General features: G+C 66.0%; 5 protein-coding genes. 4 read left to right on the top strand and 1 reads right to left on the bottom strand.

Annotated elements, in window-relative coordinates; genetic code table 11:
* From FVW27_RS20910 to FVW27_RS08050, 4 genes are all read left to right on the top strand, one after another.
* On the top strand, positions 1-449 hold a 449-nt coding region (locus tag FVW27_RS20910), incomplete at its 5' end, for a helix-turn-helix domain-containing protein (protein ID WP_279586615.1).
* A 176-nt stretch (positions 450-625) separates the two neighbouring features.
* Positions 626-922, top strand: coding sequence for a phage regulatory CII family protein (locus tag FVW27_RS08060; RefSeq protein WP_015946464.1), 297 nt, complete (start codon positions 626-628; stop codon positions 920-922).
* A 210-nt stretch (positions 923-1,132) separates the two neighbouring features.
* Complete coding sequence (locus tag FVW27_RS08055) at positions 1,133-1,570, top strand: response regulator (protein ID WP_167124195.1); 438 nt, start codon at positions 1,133-1,135, stop codon at positions 1,568-1,570.
* Positions 1,571-1,966: 396 nt separating this feature from the next.
* Positions 1,967-3,280, top strand: a complete 1,314-nt coding sequence (locus tag FVW27_RS08050) for an EAL and HDOD domain-containing protein (RefSeq protein ID WP_167124193.1) — start codon at positions 1,967-1,969, stop codon at positions 3,278-3,280.
* Between the two features lie 186 nt (positions 3,281-3,466).
* Here FVW27_RS08050 and mnmA read toward each other — a convergent pair whose 3' ends face one another.
* Positions 3,467-4,510, bottom strand: coding sequence for a tRNA 2-thiouridine(34) synthase MnmA (gene mnmA, locus FVW27_RS08045; RefSeq protein ID WP_167124191.1), 1,044 nt, complete (start codon positions 4,508-4,510; stop codon positions 3,467-3,469).
* Positions 4,511-4,665 lie beyond the last annotated feature (155 nt).

Raw genomic sequence — 4,665 nt, 5'->3', positions numbered from 1 at the left:
GCACGGCCCCCAGTGCCGCCAACGCGGCCGGTACGGCAGACGGTGCCGGGCAGGTCGGGCAATGGGGGCTGGGCGGATTTGCGCCGGACAAGCCCTGCGCGGCGCCCCCAACGGCACCGGATTGCGGCCTGCCCCCCGACATCTGCCCCGGTGTCGCCGGGGAAATACCGGACCTGCCCTGTTCCGCAGAAATTTCCCCCACGTTCCCGGCCCCGCGCGGTACGCCCCGCGCAAGCCATGCCCCGCCCCCGGCCTGGAAGGACTACCGCAACACCGCCCTTGGCTGCGTGGAAAAGGGATACCTGCAACATCTGCTGCTGGCCAGTGGGGGCAACATCACCAGGGCGGCCCGCATGGCCGGGCTGTCGCGCCAGCGGCTGTACGCATTGTTGCGCAAACATGGGGTGATGCGGCAATGGGTGGACGATGCCGCGTTCAGCAAACAGTGACACTGTAAATTTTTACAAGACAAAGTATCAAAAAAATTTACACCACCTTCTCAGCGCCCAATCACACAACAACGCAACAGTCTATTTTTATTTGTTAATCATCAAAATAACATTATGGTATGGCTTTTGATAAGGCGTGAGTGTGAAGCTCCAGATCACCAACCAGGAGACCGCTCATGCTTTCCGAACTGACCAAGATCGTCCACGGTATCGTGCTGGACAGTCCCACCCCGGCCAAGGCGCTGGCCAAGGAAATAGGCAAGCCCTACTCCACCCTGCTGCGCGAGATCAATCCGTACGACACCGGGGCCAAGCTGGGTGTGGAAACGCTTCTTGAAATCATGAAGCATACCGGCAATATCAGACCGCTGGAATACATGGCGCGGCAATTGGGTTACCGTCTGGAACCCGATGCGGGCGGCGCGGAAATCCATCGCCCCCTGCTGCCCCTGCGCATGTCCGCCGAGCGCTAGCCCGGCATCCACCGGGGAAACAGCCCGGAAGCGTAATGGCATGCACCGGCCAGGCTCTGGCCGGTTACTGGCTGGTTAGCGGCCAGACATTGGTAGTTGCGGAATCGAGTGCATGTGGTGACACGTGGTGACGGGTGCAAGCCGCCCGGCCACAGCCCCCCCGGCGCACCATCACCCTGCGGGCCACCCCGCAGCCCATCGGAGGCCAAGGTGCGGATACTGGTCGTGGACGACGATGCCGTTACGCTGTGCTTTCTCGAAGCCCTGCTGTGCAGTTGGGGACACGAGGTGGCCACGGCGGACAATGGTCGAACGTGCATGACCTGCCAGCGCACCACCCCGGCCGACGTGGTGATCACCGACATCATCATGCCCGAACAGGATGGCCTGGCCACCATCGCGCAACTGCGGCGCGAATTTCCGGGGGTGAAGGTCATCGCCATGTCTGGCGGCACCCCGGTCATGGACATGGAATCGGCCATCCGCACCGCCCACCTCATGGGCGCGGACGCAGTGCTGCCCAAACCGCTGGATACCGACGTGCTGCGCGGCGCACTTAGAGCCGTATCCGCGCCGCGCGTGCTGGCAGCCACCGCCAGCCACCCGGATGCCCATTCATCGGCCATGTCCCAGCCCAAACGCTGCTGACCCTCCCTTTCCCCGCCTGCCCGCAACGACATCATCTTCCGACGTCCGCCCCTCGGGGCGGCACGCCGCACACCAGGGATACGCCCGTGCAGCCCAGACGCGCGGGCGTCCTGATTTGGCCGTGCCCGGCGTCCTCCAGCCCCTTCACCCGGACGCCGTCGGCGCGCCCCCCATGTCGAGCCCCGCGTTCCCCAAAAGCATTCCCCACCCCACCCCCCACCAACGCTACCTTCACCATACCCATTCCCGCGACTGTGCGCTCCACGCGCGCAAATGCCTTCTCCATCGATAGCGCGCACGCACATCCGCCCATGGGGGGGTTCCCGACTGTCGACCGGCACGATTTCGGGCTACTTCATATGGAATCCATATCACTACAGAATGCATGGAAGCCACATGAAAAAACTCCCGAACGGCGACGCTCGTCCTTCCGACAGCGCAGCGCCTGCCAAGCCCTTCTGCGACACGACACAAGCAAAAGCGGGCAGTGCCCCCGTCATGGTCGCGCACCAGCCCATCTTCGACGCTTCAGGGCATACTTTCGGGTTTGAACTGTTGTACCGGAATGCATGCTGGCCCTCCAGCAATTGCCCGCCGTTCTCCGATGCCGTCGCCACGGCATCGGTCATCATCGACGGCCTGCCACTGATCATGGACACCCTGGGCGACAACCGGATGCTGTTCGTCAACTTCGACGAGTCCCTGCTGCTCAGCGGCCTTGCCAACATGCTCGACCCGGCCCGCACCTGCGTCGAGGTGCTGGAAACCACGCAGCCCACGCCCGGCATTCTGGCGCAACTGGCCGCGCTCAAGCGGCGCGGATTCACCATCGCCCTCGACGACTATGCAGGGGCCGGACCGGCGGACGCGCTGCTGCCGATGGCCGACTACGTGAAAGTGGAAGTGCTGCGCAGGCCGCGCGCCGACGTGGCGCGGGACGTGGAGAGGATGCTTGCGGCGGGTGTCGGGGTTGTGGCCGAAAAGATCGAGGACCAGTCCACCCTGGAATATTGCCGCAAGCTGGGCTGCCATCTGTTTCAGGGATACTTCCTGTCGCGCCCGCAACTGACCTCCGGGTGCACGGTCAGCACCACCCAGGCCCTGCGGCTGAAAACCATCAAGATATTCGCCTCCGGCGGCACCACCACGCCGCGCCTCATCGAGGCCATCAGGGCCGACGTCTCGCTGTCCTACCGGCTGTTGCGCTACCTGAATTCCGCGCATTTCTCCTTCAGTTCGCGGGTTTCGTCCGTGGAGTTCGCGGCCAGGCTCATGGGCGAGACGGGCTTGCGCCGGTGGCTGTGCGCCGCCCTGCTTTCGGGCATCGCCAAGGGGCCGTTCGTGCCGGAACTGATCCGCATGTCGGTGTTCAGGGGCGTCTTTGCCGAGGCCCTGCGCAACAGCACCACGGGCGGGCCACCGGCGGACCGGTTGTACCTGGCCGGGTTGTTTTCGCTGCTGGACGCGATCCTGGGCATGCCCATGGAGACGATTCTGGCGGATATCCGGCTCAGCAGCGACATCGACGAGGCGCTCATCGAGCGGCGCGGCGCGCTGGCTCACTGGCTGCACGTGGTGGAATCATACGAACGGGGAGACTTTGGCGATGCCGCACGGGGCTTCGCCGAACTGGGACTGGACATGTCACTGCTGACGCACCGTTATCTGCAAGCCCTGAACGTGTCGCAAAGCATCTGCACGACGCAGTAGGAACCGGTGGTCGATCCGTGGCCGACAGGCGGAAGACAAGGCGGGGGGAGGAAGAACGTCGGAAGGAACGGGGCGCCACCGCCGTGGCGGGCATGCAGGGCCATGACCCTGGAGGCCGGGCAGGTGACCGGAGGAACCCGCAGGATCGGTGCGCCTGCGGGGCGCCATGGAGCCAACCTGCCGGGGCTACACAGGCCCCAGGATGACGCCCCCCGCCAGCACGTGCCCTTCGGCATCGTACACCGCCGCCACCTGCCCCCGCGCAGGCGGGGTTTGCGGCTCGCGGAAGCGCACGGCCATGCCTGTGTCGCCCACCGTCACCCGGGCGGGCTGGGGGGCCTGGCGGTAACGGGTGCGCACGCTGATCTCGGCGGGCCAGTCTGCCGGGTCCACCAGCAGATTCACGTCCTCGGTCAGGCAGCCGCGCGCGACCAGGTGTTCGCGCCCGCCCACCAGCAGCACATTGTTCTCCATGTCCTTGGCCACCACGTACAACGGCTCGTCCCAGGCAATGCCCAGGCCGCGCCGCTGGCCTTCGGTGTACTGCCACAACCCCTTGTGGCTGCCGATCTTGCGGCCGCGCATGGTCACGATGGGACCGGGGCCGGGCAGGCGCACCTGCCGGTCGCGCAGGAAGGCGCGGTAGTCGTCGCCGGGCACGAAGCAGATTTCCTGACTTTCCGACGGTAGCGGCGGTACGATGTTCCGCTTCGCCAGTTCTGCCTTCACCTGCTCCTTGCGCCAATTGCCCAGCGGAAACACGGCCTGCTCCAGCCGGGCGCGCTCCACCAGCGACAGGAAGTAGCTCTGGTCCTTGGCCGGGTCCGTCCCGCGTTGCAGGGTCATGCCCCATTCCGGGTGGCGCAGTTGGCGCACGTAATGCCCCGTGGCCAGGCGCGCCGCGCCAAGGGCATGCGCGGCATCCAGCAGCAGGCCGAACTTCATGTCGGCGTTGCATCGGGCACACGGGTTGGGCGTGCGCCCCACCACGTATTCCTCGATGAACGGGATCACCACCGCGTCTTCGAAGGCGTCGGCCAGGTCCACGGCATGGAAATCCACGCCAAGGCGGGCGCACATGGCGCCGATGGCCTCGGTGGGGTCCGGCTTGCCGGGCTGGGGGGACAGAAAGCGCGCATGCAAGCCGAACACGTCCTGCCCCTGCTCCAGCAGGAGCAGGAGCGCGAACAGGCTGTCGGTGCCTCCGCTGAGTGCGACGGCGATCTTCATGCTGCGTGCGCTGCCGTGGTACGGGGTACGGTCATCCGGACGCGCTTACGCGCCTGCCCCAGCTGCGGCGGCGGAAATGGCGGGTGCCACCCCCGGCACGCCCAGCGCGCCGGACAGCACGTTGGCCGCCGCCAGCAGGTCGCCCTCGCCAAAGG

Source organism: Nitratidesulfovibrio liaohensis, from assembly GCF_011682075.1.
In the GTDB taxonomy this organism is placed as follows: domain Bacteria; phylum Desulfobacterota; class Desulfovibrionia; order Desulfovibrionales; family Desulfovibrionaceae; genus Cupidesulfovibrio; species Cupidesulfovibrio liaohensis.
The sequence above is the reverse complement of the archived record's forward strand: the minus strand, read 5'-3'. Positions and strand labels throughout refer to the sequence as shown.